Raw genomic sequence first — 20,921 nt, forward strand, 5'->3', positions numbered from 1 at the left:
TCACCTCTTTCAAAGATTATTAATCTAAATTTTCAGTTATTTACCCTTTAAAGAAAAACCTGTAAGACAGGTCTCTAAAAAAGAACAGGAGAAACCTATTGTGACAGGCTCCTCCTAGAAAATAACCGATATATTATATATCTATATAATATATTATTTTCCACAAAAAGTAAAGTTAAACATACATTGGAAAAGCACTTATTTTAGTGATAATGAGTACGTTCCATCGCCATTATCATATTTATATACATACAAGTAATACTTACCTGGTTTTGCATTTAATTTTGCTTCTATATGATTTCCATTAGCTTGACCGTAAGCAGCATAATTTTGCATATCTGATTCATGGTGAAGTACCCACGTCATCCCAATTCCATACTCATTTAAAACAGAAATATCGATATCTTTCGCTGATGCTACATTAAATGTATAAACATCGGTGTGATCCCCGCCGATAAGGCTACCTTTTATAGTAGTGTTTAGTCCGATACGATTTGCTTCCTCTTTACGATTATTTGGTTCAGATTCTGTTAAACTTCCATCTTTAATCGTAACAGTTGTTTCACTTCTACTCTCTTTTCCTTTATCATCTTTTACTCTTAACACTACTTTATAAGTTCCTTCTTTTTCATATGCATGTACTGGATTAACTTCTGTACTTGTTTTTCCGTCTCCAAACTCCCATGAATAAGAAACGATTTTTCCATCTTCGTCGTTTGATCCATCACTTTTGAATTGAATTCCTTCTTTTACAAGCCCATTATAAGGACCGTTTATATGAACTGTCGGAGCTTTATTTTCTCCGTCATCTTTTGCGATACCATGGAAGACTACATCATATTCAAATTCATTGGAACTATTAACACGATAATTGACGAAATATGCTGTAACCGTTTTGTAGCCGCTCCATTCTTTTTGCGCCAATTGTTCTAAAGCTTCATTTACTCTTTTACCCATTGCATTCCAGTCTTCTGATTCACCTTTTGTTACACTACCTGTAAACGTACCTTCTAATGTAAATGTATTAAAGAATTGAGACTCGTGTTTTGTCATTTTTGCATCTTTCATAGACAACGTCTCACTAATTTCTTTCTTCACTTCTGTTAACGACTTTGGTGCATGTTCAGCTAAATAATCATCTGCTACTTCCGGTACAGTGTACTTATCTTGATTATCAATTAACTGCTGCATATACTCTTGATACTCTTTATTTAGCTTAGAATCTTTACTTAGATTTTCACGATATGCATCATAATTTTTCACGTCATTCGCACGAATTAAATCTTGAATTTTATCAAATGTTTCAAACTGATGCGTATATAAGTAAGACTGTAATGCGAACGAGTAGTTATAGAAATCCCAAGAACCATATTTAGCAAATAATGTGCGCTCTGCTGTATAACGGCTTGCAGGATCAGATGATAATCCGCTAATGATGCTCTTTCTCGGTACTACATTATTTGTACGAGTAGATCCTGCGAAAAATTCTGCATTCCCTTCTTGGAACCAAGTTAATCTTTCATTTTGATACATATCTCCTCTTCCAAATAAACCGGGAACTTCATATCTCCCTTGAAGATAGTGAGTAAACTCATGACGGAATAACTCTTCTAAACTATAAATACTTTGCTCTGGCGTACGCTCATATGTAAAGAATGTACCTGTCTCTTCAATATAAATTCCACCGTTGTTTGTTTCATATCCATACAATTGTCTATTTAACTGATATTCATCTGGAGTATTATAGATTACTATCGTTAATACGTCGTCTGCATTACCTTGTTCTAAAGCTTTGTCATTTCCGATTACGCGGTGATATTGCGCTTTTACTTCCTTCGCAGCCCAATATAATCTCTTAATTTTTTCTTCTGACACTTTATCCCCAGTTTTAAATACAATAGATCCATCGTCGAATGTATACGTTTTTGGTAAATATTGCTCTTTTCCTTCTTTACGTATCTTCTCTAAATCTACCGCATTCCCGCTATAATCTTTCCCGTTATAATTTGTTGTAATTTGTTCTACCGCAACAAAATACGGTTCACTTAAACGTGGATACATATGCATCGCTTGTGTAACAACCTCTAATCCTTTATTTGGATTACTATGAAACTTCCCTAAACGGCTAGCAAAATAAATTCCATTATTAACGAGCCATTTATTTTCTGACGTTACTTCATTTAGAAGAGCAATACGATTTATTTCATTAATAAACCCATCTACTTTTCCATACCACATCGTTTCATTCGCTTCTTTACGGGCCTCATTTAAATAAGACTGTATATCATAATCAATGCCTTGCATCATATCGTATACAGCTTGTCCTTTCATACGATCATCTACATATGCATTAAAATTATCATTATATTGTTTTAAAATATTCGATGCGTATTGCACTGTTTCAACATCACTTGATGCATTACTAATTAATTTACCGTATGCAGATACTACTGTATCTTGCTCATTTGTTCCAAGCTTAAAGTTTGGATTTTTTGCGATTGCTTTTAAAGCCGGTAAACATTTGTCCTGGAAGCTTCTTTCATTTAAAGCGCTTAATTCATTATTATAAAATGCAAGATAAAAAGCTGAACGTAACACTTCAGTAAACGTTTGAATTCCTTTTGAATCATCTTTCGTAAATGTACTACCCCTATGGGCTAATTCGTCTATAATTACTTGCATTTTTCCGTTATCTTTATAAAAGGCTTTTGCATCTTCATTAAACTGGAATAAGTCTGTAATTTGATGCCACTTAATACTGCCTAACGTTTCAACTAACTCTTGATCATTCATTTTGTTTAAATCAGCCATTGAATAGCTTTCTTTAGCTTGCTTTACTGCCGAGTTCTTCGTAATAGATGCTGGTCGCTGTGAAAAATCTCCTACTTTTAAACGTTCTTGAAATGATAATGTTTCTTCGGCTTTAGAAGTGTGTCCAATCTCATCTACTGGTTTTTCAATTCCAACTGGTTTCGAATGCAATACATTATATGGCACCTTTTCTTCTGCTGATACATTCGTTTGAATTGCTCCTAACGATAGCGCCATTGTACTAATACTAAGCATCATTTTATTAATCTTTGATTTCTTGTTCATATCATTGCCCCCTATTTATATATTCCATTCACGAAATTAACATATTATCTGGATAAAAAGATGTAAAATGCAATATTTCATATTATTTCTTCATACAATTTGAACGTATCGTGAACGAAAAGTACTTACAATTTCCGCTACAGTTTCTCCATTATTTTAGTGATTAAAACATCCTCGTATCCATATCCTTCCCCTATTCAAGAAGACCTTATCATAAGCATATTTCAACATGAAATTGCTATGATAAGGTCTTCTCAAATAATTATATATTTTTTTGTAATAATAAGATAAAACGTTATTTATTTCTTAAATACTCTCTTTCTAAATACAAACATACTTAATGCTGAAAGAACAAATGCTAATCCAGAAAGTAAACTCGATGTGTTAGCTTGACTACCAGTTGCTGCTAAAGACTTCTGATTTTCCTCTTGCTTATTAGCTTGTTGCTTATTTGAAACTTTTTCTTGCGTACTCTCTTGTCCTACCACCTTCACCGGTCCAACTTGATTATCCCCTTTTGGCTCTTGATTCAATCCAGTTGTTGATTCTTTTACCTCTTCTTTTGTACCTTCAACTTCTTTTACTGGCTCTTTCACTTCTTCTTTTGTACCTTCAACTTCTTTTACTGGTTCTTTCATTTCTTCTTTTGTACCTTCAACTTCTTTTACTGGCTCTTTTACTTCTTCTTTCGTTTCTTCAACTTCTTTTATCGGCTCTTTTACTTCTTCTTTTGTTTCTTCAACTTCTTTTACTGGTTCTTTCACTTCTTCTTTTGTACCTTCAACTTCTTTTACTGGTTCTTTCACTTCTTCTTTTGTACCTTCAACTTCTTTTACCGGTTCTTTTACTTCTTCTTTCGTTTCTTCAACTTCTTTTACTGGCTCTTTTACTTCTTCTTTCGTTTCTTCAACTTCTTTTACCGGTTCTTTTACTTCTTCTTTCGTTTCTTCAACTTCTTTTACCGGTTCTTTCACTTCTTCTTTTTCAACTATATTTTGGATTACCGTTCCGTTAAAACTTATACTAATTTCATCAGAATCTAAATCAAATTTATATACCTTTTCACCTGGGGTACTCCATTTTATTACTCCGTTATTAAGCGTTCCGCCCTCACCTTTCATTTTGATATTGTCAATAGCTTCTCCTTCTAAGTCATATACAGGGACTTGAATTTCTTCATTTACTTTTGCTTCATCTAAAATGATTGTTTGTCTCCCGACATCAATTGAAAACCACTGCCCTAATTGTATTAGCGGTCTTACATCACAAATCTCATTCCCTGCTAAATTCAAGCTAAGTAAGTCCAGCATTGAACCAATAACCGTTACATCTTTAATATGATTGTCTGCAAGATTTAACCACTGTAAGTTTTTTAATGAAGATAACGGTGTTATATCTTCAATTTGATTATGAGATACATTCATAATATTTAATTGTTTCAAATTTGAGATGAACTCAATATTTTTCAAGCCTACTCCTTCTAAAGTGAGGTTTTCTAAGTTCGTCATGTACTCTAAACCTGTTACATCTTTTATCTCTTTTCCTTTTTCTTTAAGTATCTCTAATGTTTTAATCTGTAATAAATCTTCTTTTGTTATAGGAGCGTTTAAATTCTCTCTACCTAAATTTTCTTTATTAATATGTTGTTGTAAATGTTTATCCAGGATTACATTTTGACTTTCTTTTTGTTTTTCAACTATTTTCTGGACAACCATCCCATTAAATCTTATTTTACTTTCACCAGAGCTTGTATCTAATCTAAATTCATATGTTTTTTCTCCAGGACTATTCCATTTTATAAATCCATTATTCAGAATGGCCCCCTCACTTTTTAAATTGATATTTTGAAGTGGCTCCCCTTTAAGATTGTATATTGGAATTTGTATTTCTTCATCTACGCTTGCTTCATCTAAAAAGATTTTTTGTCGTTGAATATCAATTGAAATTCGCTTACCCAATTCCTCAACAGGCCTTACGTCAGCAATTTCATTCGCTCCTAGGTTCATCTCATGTAAATCTGTTAAATTACTCAGCGGTGATATATCAGAGATATAATTCTCTTCTAAATTCAGTACTTGTAATTTTCCTAATTTAGATAATGGTGATATATCTTTTATTTCACTATCAGCAATTTCTAGTTCAATAAGATTACTCATTTTACTAATAGATTCAACATTACTAATTTTATTGTTCCCTATCCATAATAGTTCCACATTACTTAATTGGTTAATTCCAGTAAGATCACTGATTTGATTATTGGCTAAGTATAACTGTTTCATAGTTGATAATGTAAATAATGGCTGGATGTCTTCAATGTTATTACCAACTAAATCTAATGTTTTAATTTTTTTCATTTTACTTAATGGTGTAAGATCAGAAATTTTATTATCTCTTAAAAAAAGCATATTAATATTCTCTAACTGCTCAATTGGATGAATGTTTTTAATTGGATTAGAAGTTAAATCTACGTACTTCAAATCTCTCAGTTTCGAGATGGCTGATATATCTGTTACATTAGATTCTCTTAACGTTAACTTCTCTAAATTTGTCATATGTTCTAAACCAGCTATTTCATTTATTCCTTCACCTGAATAAATGGATAATGTTTTAATCTTTAATAAATCTTCCTTAGTTATTGGATCATTTATATTTTCTCTATTTAAATTATGTTTATTAATATGCCTTTGTAATTGCTTATCTAATATTACATTTCCGCTTTCATCTTGTTGTTCCACTTTATCCTCTTTATTTTCCTTTTCTGGAACATTGTTTTCTAAATTTAAAGCATTTACTTCAAACTGCACTTGATATTTATTATCATAGGCCATCGTTGGAATATAAATATGCATTTGCATATTATATCTTTTTCCCAATTCCCCAACTTCAAATTGAATAACCTTCGTTCCATTTTTCTTTTTGTCTTCTGATATAACCTTTACATCATGAAACACACCAGGAGTATGAATATCCTCTGTTTTCAAGTATTGGAAGAAATCGCTATCACTTAACGTTGCTGTTACAATTTTCTTTCCATTCTCAATTGTTAATTTCGGATCCTTTATATAAACAGCTGCCATAGACTCTTCATTCGTTTTATCTTTATATGCTTTAATAACAGCGTCATATGTACCATCTTCTAAACCTTGTCCCGTTTTATTCGCCTCAATTGCTACCGCCGCTAAAGCAGGTGTCGAATACACAGCAAATGGAAGTGATAACGCCGCCGCTATAATCATTGCATTTATATGTTTTTTTTTATTTTTTTTCAACTTTACATCTCCTCCAATATATATAATTCAAAATGTAATCATTTCTCGAATAAATGATAATGATTTTCATTATCATTGTCAACTAAAAAAATAAAAAGTTTACAAAAAAATAATCCCTTTTAAAAGGGATTATGCCATTTTCTCTCCTGACTCTTCTTTAAAAAAGCTCTTCATCGCATGGAATACGTCTGCTTTTTGCTTTAAAATATAATATCTAAAGTTCTCATCTTTAATATTTTTATAGGCTGACATAAGCGTACTATGGCGGTTGTACTGATTCACTTCCCCATACCCAAACATATTACATTTCTTCATCAGCTCCTCAACAAGCTTTACACATCTCGCATTATCTGATGTTAAATTATCACCGTCTGAAAAATGGAATGGATAAATATTATAGCGGTCTGGTGAATATTTATTATCGATAAGCTCTAATGCCTTTTTATACACGGAAGAACATATCGTTCCGCCACTTTCTCCTTTTGAGAAAAATTCTTCTTCTGTAACAACTTTCGCTTCTGTATGATGAGCAATAAATTCAATATCAACTGTTTCATACTTTGTACGTAAAAATCTTGTCATCCAGAAAAAGAAGCTACGTGCCATATACTTCTCCCATATTCCCATCGATCCACTCGTATCCATCATCGCTAATACAACAGCTTTTGAATCTGGCTTTAACACTTCATTCCAAGTACGGAACTTTAAATCCTCTTGGTGAATTGGATGGAAAGATGCTTTACCACGCATTGCATTTCGTTTATATGCAGATATCATCGTTCGTTTCTTATCAATATTTCCCCATAGTCCTGTTTTTCTAATGTCATTAAATTCAATATGTTCAATCCGGTTTTCATCCATTTCTTTTCTCTTTAAATTAGGAAGCTCTAGCTCTTTGAAAAACGCTTGCTCTAATTCTAAAATAGAAACTTCAGCTTCATAATAATCTTCTCCAGCTGCATCTCCTGCACCTTGACCTTTTCCTGGGCCTTTTTGCTTTTGACCACCTGATCCATCTCTCGCAACGACATCACCAACTTTGCTATCACCAGTCCCTTGCCCAACGTGTTTGTTTTTATCATAATTGTACCGAATCTTATATTCATCTAAAGAACGAATTGGTATTTTTACAACATCCTTGCCATTAGACATAACAATGCTTTCTTCTGTTACAAGATCGGGTAAATTATTCTTAATTGCCTCTTGTACTTTTTCTTGATGGCGCTGTTGGTCGTCATATCCTTTGCGATGGAGGGACCAGTTTTCCTGTGAAATCGTATAATTTGGTTGATTTTCTTCGCTCATTCCTTTCCCTCCTTACTGTAATTGTCTTTCTCTATGAACAGCAATCTATAAATTTTGTTCTATAATGTTCAAGCTAAAATATTTGAAAGGTAACTGCCCATCGAAAATCACCCCATAAACATATATAACGTTTTACATACAATACTCCGAGCATCCTAAACAAAATTTTGCCACTCACATAATAGAAAGAAATATTCAGCCTCTGATAAGAAAGAAACACAATGCATTGTTGCACACATTTTCACTTTGCAACATATTGTATTGTGTTGGCTTTTTTCGTATGAATGGTTGGTTACTCTATCATATGCATATTGTAAAAATAATTGACAATAAATTCATGAAATTGCATCTTAATTTATTATATTTGGACAAGGTATGACACTTTACACATATGAATGGATAATAAAACGCTGTCCCGCAAAAAACAAGAGACAGCGTTTTGTTATCAAACTATCGATTTAGCAAGCTACCTACATAGCGTAATAATTCATTTGCCGAAGAAGAATTATAGCCATGCTCATCAATTAAACGTGCAACAACATCGTTGATTTTCTTAAGCTGATTTTCATCTGGTGTTTTCGTTGATGTTGTGATTTTCACGACATCTTTTAAATCAGCAAATAGCTTCTTCTGAATCGCTTCGCGAAGACGTTCATGCGAGTTATAATCGAAACGTTTTCCTTTACGCGCATAAGCAGAGATGCGAATTAAAATTTCTTCACGGAATGCTTTCTTCGCGTTTTCTGAAATTCCAATTTGTTCCTCAATTGAGCGCATTAGTTTTTCATCTGGGCTCATTTCTTCACCTGTTAATGGATCACGTAATTTCGATTTATTGCAATATGCTTCAACGTTATCTAAGTAATTATCCATAAGTGTCTTAGCCGATTCTTCGTATGAATATACGAATGCTTTTTGTACTTCTTTCTTAGCAATTTCATCATATTCTTTTCTTGCTAATGAAATGAAGTTCATATAGCGCTCACGATCTTCATTACTAATGGATGGATGCTGGTCTAATCCATCTTTTAAAGAACGAAGTACGTCTAGTGCATTAATAGATGGTACTTCTTTTCTAATAATTGTAGAAGAAATTCGGTTAATAACATAACGTGGGTCAATACCACTCATACCTTCATCTTGGTATTCCCGTTGCAATTCTTCTACATCAATCGCATTATAACCCTCTACCATTTCACCATCATATAAACGCATCTTTTTGTTTAAATCAATATCTGGACGCTTCGGATCTTTTAAGCGAGTTAAAATTGTAAACATCGCTGCAACACGAAGTGTGTGTGGTGCAATATGCACATTCGATACATCACTTTCATGAATCATCTTCTCATAAATATGTTCCTCTTCACTCACTCGTAAATTGTATGGAACTGGCATTACAATAATTCTTGAATGCAATGCTTCATTTTTCTTATTTGCTATAAATGAGCGATACTCTGTTTCGTTCGTATGCGCTACAATTAATTCATCTGCTGAAATAAGCGCAAACCTTCCCGCTTTGAAATTACCTTCTTGCGTAAGCGATAATAAATGCCATAAAAACTTCTCATCGCATTTTAACATCTCTTGGAATTCCATCATCCCTCGGTTCGCCTTATTTAATTCTCCATCAAATCGATACGCACGAGGATCTGATTCTGAACCATATTCTGCAATTGTTGAAAAGTCTAGACTACCTGTTAAATCGGCAATATCTTGTGATTTTGGATCAGACGGGCTAAATGTACCAATCCCTGTACGGCGATCTTCCGAGAAGAAAATACGCTCTACAACTACATCCTCAATTCTTGACCCATATTCTTGCTCTAGACGCATTACATTTAATGGTGATAAATTCCCTTCAATTCTCACTCCATACTCATCAAAGAAATCATCCCGTAAATGATGTGGAATTAAATGTAGTGGATCTTCGTGCATCGGGCAGCCTTTAATTGCAAAAATCGCTCCACGATCTGTACGTGAGTATGTTTCTAATCCTCGTTTCAACATCGTAACTAATGTTGATTTCCCTCCACTAACAGGACCCATTAATAATAAAATACGTTTTCTAACATCTAATCTTTTTGCAGACGGATGAAAATATTCTTCAACAAGACGCTCTAGTGCATCCTCTAGTCCAAACAGCTGATTACTAAAGAAATTATATTTTCTTCTACCATCAACTTCTTCAATTCCGGCATCTTTTATCATATTGTAAATGCGAGAGTGTGCTGTTTGAGCCACCCATGGTCTTTCTTTCACAAGCTCCAAATACTCCGCAAACGTACCTTCCCATTGTAAACGTTCTTCTGCTGCTCGATGCTGTTCAATCTTTTTTAGAATATCCATTATAGCTCCTCCCCCATCTCCTTGTTCAATCGGATTATTATAAAAGGTATGCTAGGATGTCCTTAAACATTCTTTAAATCAAAACGAAATATATAGTAGTGCTATAAAATTCTCTCCAAAATTCAAAGAAAATTCTGTATAATATAGGTATTAAAGTTTTCACACTGCTATTCATTATAAATAAATTCTTTTCTTCTAAGAACCTTACATACATTTCAATTCATAAATAGAATTCGTAAATCGAAAAAGTAGGGGGAATATTAATATGAAATTATTATTAATTTTAGGTGTATCACTCACATTTCTTACAGCTATTTTCACATCTGGTTACAACGATAAACCAGGTACACATAAAAAGTGATGTGCTTTTAGCACATCACTTTTTTCTTTATACATCATGTATAATACATATTTTCCACATCATATTTTGATAAAGGTCGACTATAATAATAACCTTGTACAATTTCTACATTTTTTCCCTTCAAAAACTGTATTTGTTCTGCTTTTTCTACTCCTTCTGCAATTACATTCAATTCTAATGTATGAGCTAAATGAATAATTGCAGCCGTAATATTCGTATCACGTTCATCTACATGTATACCTTCCATAAAAGAGCGATCAATTTTCAAAGTATCAATTGGATATGTTTTCAAATAACTTAAAGACGAATACCCTGTTCCAAAATCATCTAAATGAATCTTTAAATTTTGTTCTTTTAATTGTAGCAACACTCTCTTTGATATGTCTTTATGTATAAGGGCTCCTTCCGTCACCTCTATCGCTAATAGATGAGCTGGTACATTGTACTTATTTAAAGCACGTGTAATCATCTCTATTAATGTAATAGATCGAAAATGTCTAGCTGAAATATTAACTGCAATCGGAACCACTTCATACCCTTTATTTAACCATTCACGTATTTGCTGACACACTTGATCTACTACCCACTCATCAAGCTTAATAATAAATCCTGTTCTTTCTGCCAGTGGAATAAATTGATTGGGAGGGACAAATCCTAATTCTTTATTCTCCCATCTTATTAAAGCTTCCATACTAGCTATTTTTTTCGTTTCAATATTAACCTGCGGCTGGTAATATAAGAAAAATTCATTTTTCTCTATAGCACGATGTAACTGATTTTCCATTACAAACCTTTTCTCACGTTCACAATCTAATCCTTTACAATAAAAATGATAATGCCCTTTTCCTTTTTCCTTTGCTTTTTCCAAAGCAGCATCAACTCTTTGAAAAAGTATTTTTTCATCGGCTCCATCTGTTGGTGCCATTACAATTCCAATTGATGCACTTAAATACACGTCCTCTTCTTCAATTACAAAATGTTCACTAATCTTTTCTAATATGTTTTTTGCAACTTCCTCTACATATTCTTTCGTTATATTTTCTATTAACATAACAAATTGATCATCATGTTCTCTAAATAAATGCATACCTTCTATTTCTAGATTGCTTAAACATTCTGTAACTTTTTGTAATACTTTATCTCCTTCTTTATGACCAAATGTATCATTAATAAGATGAAATTCATCCAAATCCATGAAAACTAGTGCAAGCTCTTTATTTTCATTTAAAAACTCATTTAGCTTGTTTGTGCATGAAATTCTATTCATTAAACCTGTTAATTGGTCATAATAAGCTAAGTATTCCGTCTTCATCTCATTTAATACTTGCCTTGTAACATCCCTCGTAACAATATACACCCCAACAATTTCACTGTTCACAATAATCGGGATCGTTCTCAAAGAAATATATAATTCATATCCTTCTTTATGAACATATTTCTTTGAAACAATTTGTTTTGCTCTCCCCTCTAAAGCTTCCTTAAATATAATTTGAAAGTCTTTTTCATATTCTTTAATAATAAAGTTAAAAATAAAGTTATTATTTAACTCTTCATATCGGTATCCAAATATTTCATACGTTGCCGGATTAGCATATGTAATTCTACCTATAGAATCTATAGATATAATGGAGTCATTATTATATTCTAGTAATGACTTAAATAACATTTGTTTTTCCTCTATCTCTGCTTTCTCCTCAATCTGAGCTGTAATATCCCTTGTAATACAAATAATAAATTGACATACCCCTTCTTCGTCGTATACAGGATTAACTGAAGACTCATAATGTAAATTACCAGTTGGGAAACTGATTACATCACAAAATGTGTGTGCTCTCGCCTCTCTCACCACTTTTGTATATTGCTCTTGTAATATTTTCACCTTATCTCCTGATAACACTTCTGCAAATGTTTTTCCGTAACATTCTTCACTTAATCCAGCATAGTCCATCCCTATTTTATTTATATAAATATATTTAAAGATCTCATCATCAATAACTTTCACAATAAATACTAAATCTTGAATAGCATGTAATAGTCCTTGTCTTATTAAATCCATATCTATCATACTTAAAAAGGTATTTTGATTGTTATATTGTTCCTTCATATTTATCTCAACCCGTCTTATCTATTTTTAATCATATATCCCATTCTATATGAATATGTACCTTTTTTAAAATGTATGACTACATATTATTTTTATTTATAAAAAAAGCCGCCTAATGGCGACTTTTAATAAACGATTTCTAAATCTAATCCTGGATAATTTTGTTGACGAAACGCTTCATAAATTAAAATTGCTGCTGTATTAGATAAATTTAATGAACGTACTTTATCCGTCATTGGAATACGTAAACAATGATCGAAGTTTTCTTCGATTACATTAGCTGGTAAGCCATTTGTTTCTCTTCCAAACACGAAATAATAATCCTTCTCACGTTTGCTATAATCAAATGCTGTATGAGCTTTCTCACCATACTTTGTTAAATAGAAGAATTCACCGTCTTTATTTTTCTCATAAAACTCTTCAATTGAATCGTAATACGTAACTTTTACGTGCTGCCAATAATCTAATCCTGCACGCTTTAACATTTTGTCATCCGTTGAAAACCCAAGCGGTCTAATCAAATGTAATTCTGTTCCAGTTGCTGCACAAGTACGTGCAATATTTCCTGTATTTGCTGGAATTTCTGGTTGATATAAAACAACATGTACACCCACGCGATATTCACCTCTGTTTTTTGTCTACTACGTATTATACCACTTGAACGAAAAATCTCTACCCATTAATAATATGAAAGAATTTATATTTCATTTGTGGTGTGTATTTACTAGAGTCCTCATAACTCCAATAACGCCGCCGGCTATTTGCTGAATGTGCATTTACAAGTGGCATACCATCTGCGTCTTTTGCTACTACAATCGTCGTATGATTCCACCTACCGTCATCTTCGAAATCGTAAGCAATGACATCACCAAGAATAAGGTCTTCCGGCTTTTCTACAGCTTCTCCTCGCAGGCCAACTGTAGAACCTGACAAGTACCAGTAAAAAGAGTGTGCGACAGCCCAGCTCCAACTCCACTGGTTCTCCCTTTGCCACCAACCTTTACGAATATTAGGATATCCGTTCATTGGTACTTCTCCAGTATGAAGACATTGAGAAATAAAATTTGTACAATTATCAGGAAAATTGCGATACACTGGGTTTCGATCATCCCACCAACGCTCTGCATATTTTACTGCCTCTAAACGATTATACTGATAAGAACCGTATTTCTCTTTCGTAACTTCTCTTTCTAATGTCTCACCTATTCCAATCTCTTCTGGCACTTCAATAGCATAATCACCTATTATCCGGCTATTATTTAAACAAACTCTTCGTTTTAATTGTTCCTCTTCGATATAAAATAATTCTTTATGCTTAATTAAATATTTAAAATGTACTTGATAATCAATTTCTTGATAATCACTACTATTTAGCTGTCTAATGAAAGAAACATCTGCTGTTGCTTTCACTATATCTGCACTACGTTTTTGAAACAATTGTTTCTTTCTTTGTGCTAGTTGTAATAAATCTTTAGCAATACCATCCACATTTGTTCGTTTCTCTGTTACATATGCTAAAAACTGTTGTACTTGTGTTTCAATATTTTCTTTTACAACCATTTCATCTCCCTCCCATATTACAATATGAAAAAGGGAGATATTATCTACTCTTTTTTCTGCGCTAACAATGCAAGCCCGCGATTCATTTCATGAAGAACTTCTTCATCCTTTTCACGTTCCATCGCTTTCTCAATGGCTTCGCCTACTCCATCTCCACCAATTTTCCCAAGTGCCCATGCTGCTGTTCCGCGTAGCACTGGTCTTGGATCATCTTTCATAACACCGATTAGATCAGGAATTGCTGATGCTTCTTTAAAATGCGCCAATGCTAAAATCGCATTTCGTTGCAATGGCTTTTTACCTCTCCATGACCCTGACATAATCCCATATTTCTCTTTAAAATCACGATTACTAATTGTTAAAAGTGGTGTTAAGAGCGGTTTAACTAATTCAGGATCTGGCTCCATCTCAGGATGATTATGAAAATCCATTCCTTTATTTTTTGGACAAACAGTCTGACATGTGTCACATCCATATATACGATTTCCTATTTTATCGCGATATTCTTCAGGTAGGAACCCTTTCGTCTGTGTTAAAAAGGCAATACATTTCTTCGAATCTAACTGCCCACCCTGTATTAAAGCACCTGTAGGACAAACATCAATACATTTTGTACAGCTTCCACATTGATCTTCTATCGGCTGATCTGGTGGAAATGGAACGTTTGTAATTATTTCTCCCAAGTATACATACGAACCAAATTCAGGTGTAATAATAGCGCAGTTCTTACCACTCCATCCGATACCTGCACGTTCTGATACAGCACGATCGCTTAACTCACCTGTATCAACCATTGACTTCACTTCTATATCTGGAAGCTTTTCAATTAAATATGCCTCTAACTTTTGCAAACGATCTCGTAAAACAAGATGGTAATCTTGTCCCCAAGAGGCACGACAAAAAATCCCACGGCGTTCTCCACGTTTACTTAATGGTGCGTTTTTTAATTTTGAAGGATACGCTAAAGCAATCGCAATAATTGATTTTGCACCTGGTAATAAAAGCTGTGGATTCGTTCTTTTTTCTATATCAGACTCTTCAAATCCAGATTGATAATTTAATTGTTGCTGCTGGATTAACCGCTGCTTTAGCTCCTCAAATGGGGAAGCACTCGCAAAGCCTATTTTATCTATACCAATTGTTTTACTATATGCAATTACATCTTGCTTTAATTGTTCAAAATCCATTCTTAATCGCCTCCTCAGATGAACCCATCCCTTATGTAACGACTATATTGGTTAGCAATTCACTTTTGGAATACTATTCTTTACTTCTATTTTCGCATACTATTACGCTTTTCAAACATTAAAAAACGCAATGCCTCGTTTATCTCAGAAACGAAACACTGCGTTGATCACAATTTATTAGAAAAACATTAAATAAAATTTGGAGCGGGTGAAGAGAATCGAACTCTCGACCAGAGCTTGGAAGGCTCTTGTTTTACCACTAAACTACACCCGCAAATATGAAATACATATAAGATATTAGAATAACTTATGTAAAGTAGTATAGCATGTAAAAAAAACGGAAGCAAGAATTTTATCGAAAAAAGTCGAAAAAGTGATGAGAGACCTCATCACTTTTTCAATTCTTTATCAATCGCCTTCTTCATACTATCGAAATCAGGGTTTGCAAGATTTCCGTTTATATATACTGAAGGAGCACCTTGAACTTTTAATTTTTGAGCACGATCTGAATCTTTACGTACTTTTTCTTTTATTTCTTTACTGTGTAAATCTTTTTTAAACTGTTCTACATCAACTTTTGGAAGTTTCTCTTTCACAATGTTAAGAAGTAATTCTTCTGTAATCCATTCTTCCGTATCTTTCTTTTGACTTTGATAAATCTCATCATAGAAAGTCCAGAATGAATCTTTATCTTGTTTATAAATTGCTTCACCAGCTGCTGCGCCTAAATCAGAATCTTTTCCAATAAATGGGAAGTTGATAAAATATAACTGCACTTTACCTTTATCAATATATTCTTCTTTTAATCGTGGTAATACCGTTACATCCCAAGTACGACATGCTGGGCATTTGAAATCTCCAAATTCAACTACTTTAACCGGAGCATCATCTTTACCTAAAGATTGTTGCGTAGAATAAGCAAACATCTCATTCCCTTTATCTTTTTTGTCATTTATGATGCTATACGCAATTGTTCCGATTACAATCAATACTGCGATAGAAAAAACTACACCAAGAGCCATGAGTTTATTTGATTTCATATACATTCCTCTTTAAATTCATATTCTGTATACAGCATTGTACACAATACACATAATATCAACACTTATATACGCCACGCAATGAACACGCTCACATAAATTACAAAAACACAATAATTGTGACGATATTGTGTCACAATTTGTCACAATTTATTCAAAAAAAGAAGCTCTTCTGCAAGAGCTTCTCTTAACTTACTGCTTTTTCACGCGCATTATTTAACATCGACTGCTCTGTTTTTATATCATGGCGAATTACTAATTTCTCACTAACTGCTTGCACATACTCATCATGATTGATATATCCTTCTTTTTCCATTAATCTTAAAACTACATTTCGTCTCTCGACCGCTTTATCATAATTTTGCGCAGGTGAGTAATAAGCAGGTGCTTTCACTACAGCAGCCATCATCGCACTTTCAGCCAACGTTAATTGGTTCACCGTTTTACCGAAGTAAAGGTTGGCTGCTTTTTCAATTCCCCATGCTCCTTCTCCGTAATAAATATTACTTACATACAATTTTAAAATTTCATCCTTCGTAAATGTACGTTCAATTTTTTTTGTATAAAAAATCTCTTTCCACTTACGAGAAAATGTACGTTCATTCGTTAAAAAAGCATTTTTCGATAATTGCTGTGTAATTGTGCTTCCTCCTTGCACAACACCACCAGCTTTTATATTCTCAACAGACGCCCTAATAATTGCTATATAATCTAAACCATTATGATGATAAAACCTTTTATCTTCTGTCGCGATAAATGCATGTGTTAATGATTCTGGCACCTCTAACTTAGGCGGTACATGTAATTTACTAATATCACTTTTCTCGATCATTATATTTCCAACGAATAATAACGTACAACTTAACAATAATAATAAAATAATGGCTTTATAAAAGAATTTAGTCATTGGATTTAATGCAACTTTTTGATGATAGTTCACTCTAGATAATACTCGTTCTTTCATCTTGAACACCTCTTTTCCACACAGCATATATATCTCTTAACTTAAGAATACCTTGTTGTAAAAAAATATCCCATCGATTTCTCTTACACCTACCTTACATCATTGTAAGGTATAAAAATGTATTGTATCACAGTCTTTTTTTATCTACTATTCATCTGAAATATTGAATATACATTATTTTAAAACATTCATAACAAACAGCAGCGTAGAAATTAAGAGCGTTATACTTCCTTGATTCCACTTTATTCTTTTATTATATCATCTATAAATTTCTATTTTTAAACATCTAGTAATCTAATTATATATGATATATCATAATTATACAGAACTAATGTTCTCGAAATCAATACTAGCTTTATTATCATTTTGACCTTTTTCTAAAGTAATATACATAAGAAAAGGGTAGCTATTTGAGATACACTCAAATAGCTACCCTTTTCTTACAACCTGCCTATAAGGTTATATGGCTGTACTTCCCACGTTTCGTATGGGATGAAATGCGTTGCTCTCATCGCATCAACTGTTCTTGATTTCATATGAGGACGCGTTATATACTCATCGATATTCTCTTCATTTAAAGCAATAAATTTAGCCTCTTGTATTTCTTCAGGTTGAATTTTTATATCACCACTCACATATGCCACTTTAAACACAACAGCTAAAATATGCATAGAAGCATTATAATAGACCCCTGTAATTCCGATAGGCTTCACCGATAATCCTGTTTCCTCTTTTATTTCCCTACAAACAGCTTGATCGAGTGCTTCTCCTTCTTCTACTTGTCCCCCAGGCATTTCCCACGTATCCGCTCGCCAATGTACTTTTGTTAAAAGCACCTCATTCTTTTCATTTGTTAAATAGCCTGCTACAGCAACGATATGCTTTGGTGTTTTATGCTCCATAGAAATACCTCCTAGAAATACAATCATTTAAAATACTATCTATAATCCTATTCCATAACTACAACAAAACACCTTTAAAACCTTATCATCTTAATTATTTCAATAAAAAAGACCCAGTTCGTTAAACGAAAGGGTCCTTTTTTATTATTCGCCTAAGTCTACGTTATGGTAAACTTGTTGTACATCTTCTAAATCTTCTAATGCATCAACCATTTTTTCAAATTGTACTTGAGCATCTTCAGGAAGTTCTACATCATTTTGTGCAAGCATTGTTAATTCTGCAACTGTAAATTCTTCAATACCAGCATCTTTAAGTGCAGATTGTACTGAGTGGAATTGATCAGGTTCAGCATAAACGATAACAGAATCTTCTTCTTCTAGAATGTCACGTGCATCTACATCTGCTTCCATTAAAATTTCAAGAACTTCATCTGATGTTTTACCTTCAAGACCGATAACAGCTGTCGCATCGAACATGTAAGCTACAGAACCATTTACGCCCATGTTACCACTGTTTTTGCTAAATGCAGCTCGTACATCTGCTGCAGTACGGTTTACGTTATTTGTAAGTGTATCTACAATTACCATAGATCCATTTGGTCCAAATCCTTCGTAACGAAGCTCATCATAGTTTTCTTCTGAACCGCCTTTTGCTTTTTCAATTGCACGATCAATAATTGTTCTTGGTACATTGTATGTTTTCGCACGCTCTAATACAACTCTTAACGTTTGGTTTGATTCAGGATCTGGCTCGCCTTGTTTTGCTGCCACATAAATTTCACGTCCAAATTTCGCGTATATACGGCTTGTATTTGCATCTTTTGATGCTTTTTTGTCTTTAATGTTGTTCCATTTACGGCCCATACTTTCCACTCTCTTTCTCGTTTTAAATCTACATAAAAATATTAATATGAAATATAATGTGTATTCAACACATTTTTAAAAGAAATATAAAAAGTTCACTTTTGATTCATATTACAGACATAATATAAATCATTATCATTTTGTTCTTTCGACAAGTTATATTATACATGAATTTTTACGTTTATTACGAATTTTAGCATCACATAATATAATTTAACAAAAAAGACTCTAACAGTTCTGTTAGAGTCTTTTTACATCGTCGATACCGATTGTCCGGGCCGCACCGACACTCCCGAAGGAACACGATTTTGAGTCTTTCTAGGTGACATTTATATAGTTATATAGAGCGTTCCCCCTAAAATCCTTTATTTTAAAGTATTTTAAAAATTTTGAGCTTCTTTAAACATGATGAATTAAAATGAAACGAAGCCAAAATGGAATCACAATAAATAACTGATACTTTTTACTTTCATTTCTCTCTAAACAATAAGAAAAAGGGAAAAATTACCACGACATCCCCCTAATTACTTTTTATTGCTGTATAATTAAAACAGGAAAATAATTTTGGAATTCAAAGATTTGAAGGATGGGGGAGAATTATGACACATTTAAATGAAAAAAAAGCACATGGTCTTAAAGGGATAGGAGAAAAGCTAAACCCAACTATCTATCAAGTGAGATTCATGAAATTAGATGAACCAATTCAATTTGAGTCATTCCCTAAATTAAAGGAATTAGGGGAATGGTTGAGTACTTCAACGCAAATGTGGTCGTGCCACTCAACTATGTACAAGTACAACAGAGAAGAGTTTGAAAAGAAGTTTTTAGAAATTACAAAGTTAACAGTTGATAATGTGCTAATATCTACTGGTGGATTTAACTTCATGTCACCAGGGTGGAGAGATTCTCTATAAAATGAAACACTAAAGGGATAAAAATGAATGTTCATTTTTATCCCTTTAGTGTTTCACAGTTTGCTTTAACTGTATAGCATGAGCTTTGATAGTATTAGTCCTTATTTTGTAGTGCGATGAAAACACAAAAAAACTCTATACAATTAGTATAGAGCCTGATGTTACGTCGTTCTTGATACCGATGGTCGGGGTCGAACCGACACTCCCGAAGGAACACGATTTTGAGTCGTGCGCGTCTGCCAATTCCGCCACATCGGCACAATAATAAAGGCGGCAACCGGATTTGAACCGGTGATAAAGGTTTTGCAGACCTCTGCCTTACCACTTGGCTATGCCGCCATATTTAATTTAATTGGAGCGGAAGACGGGATTCGAACCCGCGACCCCAACCTTGGCAAGGTTGTATTCTACCACTGAACTACTTCCGCAAAAATGGCTGGGCTAGCTGGATTCGAACCAGCGCATGACGGAGTCAAAGTCCGTTGCCTTACCGCTTGGCTATAGCCCATCGAATTCTTACTTAATTATATGTAAGTATCAATTAGATTATTTGTAATTTTAAAAATAAAAATGGGGCGACTGATGGGAATCGAACCCACGAATGCCGGAGCCACAATCCGGTGCGTTAACCACTTCGCCACAACCGCCATGTTGTGTAAATATATTTGGCAGGGGCAGTAGGAATCGAACCCACACTGGAGGTTTTGGAGACCTCAGTTCTACCTTTAAACTATGCCCCTATGTAAATGGTGGAGGGGGGCAGATTCGAACTGCCGAACCCGAAGGAGCGGATTTACAGTCCGCCGCGTTTAGCCACTTCGCTACCCCTCCGAAACTTACATGGTGCCGGCTAGAGGACTTGAACCCCCAACCTACTGATTACAAGTCAGTTGCTCTACCAATTGAGCTAAGCCGGCGTATTGTATTAAGATAAATGGTGGCTCGGGACGGAATCGAACCGCCGACACGAGGATTTTCAGTCCTCTGCTCTACCGACTGAGCTACCGAG

Annotated in this window: 13 protein-coding genes and 9 tRNA genes; 1 reads left to right on the forward strand and 21 read right to left on the reverse strand. The window is 33.8% G+C overall.

Annotation, left to right across the window (positions count from 1 at the left end):
- Positions 1–198: 198 nt before the first annotated feature.
- From colA to JDS81_RS22755, 13 genes are all read right to left on the reverse strand, one after another.
- Complete coding sequence (gene colA, locus JDS81_RS22695) at positions 199–3,096, reverse strand: collagenase ColA (RefSeq protein WP_097953068.1); 2,898 nt, start codon at positions 3,094–3,096, stop codon at positions 199–201.
- A gap of 299 nt (positions 3,097–3,395) precedes the next feature.
- Positions 3,396–6,365 carry a leucine-rich repeat domain-containing protein gene (locus tag JDS81_RS22700; RefSeq protein ID WP_199688620.1) on the reverse strand — a complete coding sequence of 990 codons (2,970 nt, stop codon included), beginning with the start codon at positions 6,363–6,365 and terminating at the stop codon, positions 3,396–3,398.
- A gap of 129 nt (positions 6,366–6,494) precedes the next feature.
- A complete protein-coding gene (gene yhbH, locus JDS81_RS22705) occupies positions 6,495–7,670 on the reverse strand; it encodes a sporulation protein YhbH (protein WP_001288242.1) in 1,176 nt (391 codons plus the stop codon).
- A gap of 450 nt (positions 7,671–8,120) precedes the next feature.
- Complete coding sequence (locus JDS81_RS22710; RefSeq protein ID WP_000353271.1) at positions 8,121–10,016, reverse strand: PrkA family serine protein kinase; 1,896 nt, start codon at positions 10,014–10,016, stop codon at positions 8,121–8,123.
- Between the two features lie 395 nt (positions 10,017–10,411).
- Positions 10,412–12,481, reverse strand: coding sequence for a sensor domain-containing protein (locus JDS81_RS22715; protein ID WP_097953070.1), 2,070 nt, complete (start codon positions 12,479–12,481; stop codon positions 10,412–10,414).
- A 125-nt stretch (positions 12,482–12,606) separates the two neighbouring features.
- Positions 12,607–13,095, reverse strand: coding sequence for a tRNA (uridine(34)/cytosine(34)/5-carboxymethylaminomethyluridine(34)-2'-O)-methyltransferase TrmL (trmL, locus tag JDS81_RS22720; protein WP_000538149.1), 489 nt, complete (start codon positions 13,093–13,095; stop codon positions 12,607–12,609).
- Positions 13,096–13,153: 58 nt separating this feature from the next.
- Positions 13,154–14,041 (reverse strand): amidase domain-containing protein, encoded by an 888-nt coding sequence (locus JDS81_RS22725; RefSeq protein WP_000260518.1) that lies wholly within the window; start codon positions 14,039–14,041, stop codon positions 13,154–13,156.
- Between the two features lie 44 nt (positions 14,042–14,085).
- A complete protein-coding gene (queG, locus tag JDS81_RS22730) occupies positions 14,086–15,228 on the reverse strand; it encodes a tRNA epoxyqueuosine(34) reductase QueG (protein WP_000345226.1) in 1,143 nt (380 codons plus the stop codon).
- Positions 15,229–15,428: 200 nt separating this feature from the next.
- Positions 15,429–15,502, reverse strand: a tRNA-Gly gene (locus JDS81_RS22735).
- A gap of 115 nt (positions 15,503–15,617) precedes the next feature.
- Complete coding sequence (locus JDS81_RS22740; RefSeq protein ID WP_000841319.1) at positions 15,618–16,268, reverse strand: DsbA family protein; 651 nt, start codon at positions 16,266–16,268, stop codon at positions 15,618–15,620.
- Between the two features lie 187 nt (positions 16,269–16,455).
- Positions 16,456–17,232, reverse strand: a complete 777-nt coding sequence (locus JDS81_RS22745) for a transglycosylase domain-containing protein (RefSeq protein ID WP_000664700.1) — start codon at positions 17,230–17,232, stop codon at positions 16,456–16,458.
- A 440-nt stretch (positions 17,233–17,672) separates the two neighbouring features.
- Entirely contained in the window at positions 17,673–18,134 is a 462-nt protein-coding gene (locus tag JDS81_RS22750; RefSeq protein WP_000400461.1) for an NUDIX hydrolase, read from the reverse strand.
- A 144-nt stretch (positions 18,135–18,278) separates the two neighbouring features.
- Positions 18,279–18,998 carry a YebC/PmpR family DNA-binding transcriptional regulator gene (locus tag JDS81_RS22755; protein WP_000532958.1) on the reverse strand — a complete coding sequence of 240 codons (720 nt, stop codon included), beginning with the start codon at positions 18,996–18,998 and terminating at the stop codon, positions 18,279–18,281.
- A 599-nt stretch (positions 18,999–19,597) separates the two neighbouring features.
- On the opposite strand from JDS81_RS22755, the gene JDS81_RS22760 reads away from it, so the two are divergent.
- Positions 19,598–19,912 (forward strand): DUF3884 family protein, encoded by a 315-nt coding sequence (locus tag JDS81_RS22760; protein ID WP_097955325.1) that lies wholly within the window; start codon positions 19,598–19,600, stop codon positions 19,910–19,912.
- 176 nt (positions 19,913–20,088) lie between these two features.
- On the opposite strand, the gene JDS81_RS22765 is transcribed toward JDS81_RS22760, so the two are convergent.
- From JDS81_RS22765 to JDS81_RS22800, 8 genes are all read right to left on the reverse strand, one after another.
- Positions 20,089–20,170: transfer RNA gene (locus tag JDS81_RS22765), tRNA-Leu, on the reverse strand.
- Positions 20,171–20,180: 10 nt separating this feature from the next.
- Positions 20,181–20,251 (reverse strand) — tRNA-Cys (locus tag JDS81_RS22770).
- Between the two features lie 14 nt (positions 20,252–20,265).
- Positions 20,266–20,340 (reverse strand) — tRNA-Gly (locus JDS81_RS22775).
- Positions 20,341–20,345: 5 nt separating this feature from the next.
- Positions 20,346–20,420 (reverse strand) — tRNA-Gln (locus JDS81_RS22780).
- Between the two features lie 63 nt (positions 20,421–20,483).
- Positions 20,484–20,559, reverse strand: a tRNA-His gene (locus JDS81_RS22785).
- A 19-nt stretch (positions 20,560–20,578) separates the two neighbouring features.
- A tRNA-Trp gene (locus JDS81_RS22790) sits at positions 20,579–20,652 on the reverse strand.
- Between the two features lie 7 nt (positions 20,653–20,659).
- Positions 20,660–20,743, reverse strand: a tRNA-Tyr gene (locus JDS81_RS22795).
- A 10-nt stretch (positions 20,744–20,753) separates the two neighbouring features.
- Positions 20,754–20,829, reverse strand: a tRNA-Thr gene (locus JDS81_RS22800).
- Positions 20,830–20,921: the final 92 nt, after the last annotated feature.

The organism is Bacillus cereus group sp. N31 (assembly GCF_016483245.1).
Classification (GTDB): domain Bacteria; phylum Bacillota; class Bacilli; order Bacillales; family Bacillaceae_G; genus Bacillus_A; species Bacillus_A toyonensis.

Coding starts and splice junctions, on each gene's coding strand:
- colA (WP_097953068.1), bottom strand. CDS start 3,096: ATGAACAAGAAATCAAAGATTAATAAAATGATGCTTAGTATTAGTACA.
- yhbH (WP_001288242.1), bottom strand. CDS start 7,670: ATGAGCGAAGAAAATCAACCAAATTATACGATTTCACAGGAAAACTGG.
- JDS81_RS22710 (WP_000353271.1), bottom strand. CDS start 10,016: ATGGATATTCTAAAAAAGATTGAACAGCATCGAGCAGCAGAAGAACGT.
- JDS81_RS22715 (WP_097953070.1), bottom strand. CDS start 12,481: ATGAAGGAACAATATAACAATCAAAATACCTTTTTAAGTATGATAGAT.
- JDS81_RS22725 (WP_000260518.1), bottom strand. CDS start 14,041: ATGGTTGTAAAAGAAAATATTGAAACACAAGTACAACAGTTTTTAGCA.
- queG (WP_000345226.1), bottom strand. CDS start 15,228: ATGGATTTTGAACAATTAAAGCAAGATGTAATTGCATATAGTAAAACA.
- JDS81_RS22740 (WP_000841319.1), bottom strand. CDS start 16,268: ATGAAATCAAATAAACTCATGGCTCTTGGTGTAGTTTTTTCTATCGCA.
- JDS81_RS22745 (WP_000664700.1), bottom strand. CDS start 17,232: ATGAAAGAACGAGTATTATCTAGAGTGAACTATCATCAAAAAGTTGCA.
- JDS81_RS22750 (WP_000400461.1), bottom strand. CDS start 18,134: ATGGAGCATAAAACACCAAAGCATATCGTTGCTGTAGCAGGCTATTTA.
- JDS81_RS22755 (WP_000532958.1), bottom strand. CDS start 18,998: ATGGGCCGTAAATGGAACAACATTAAAGACAAAAAAGCATCAAAAGAT.
- JDS81_RS22760 (WP_097955325.1), top strand. CDS start 19,598: ATGACACATTTAAATGAAAAAAAAGCACATGGTCTTAAAGGGATAGGA.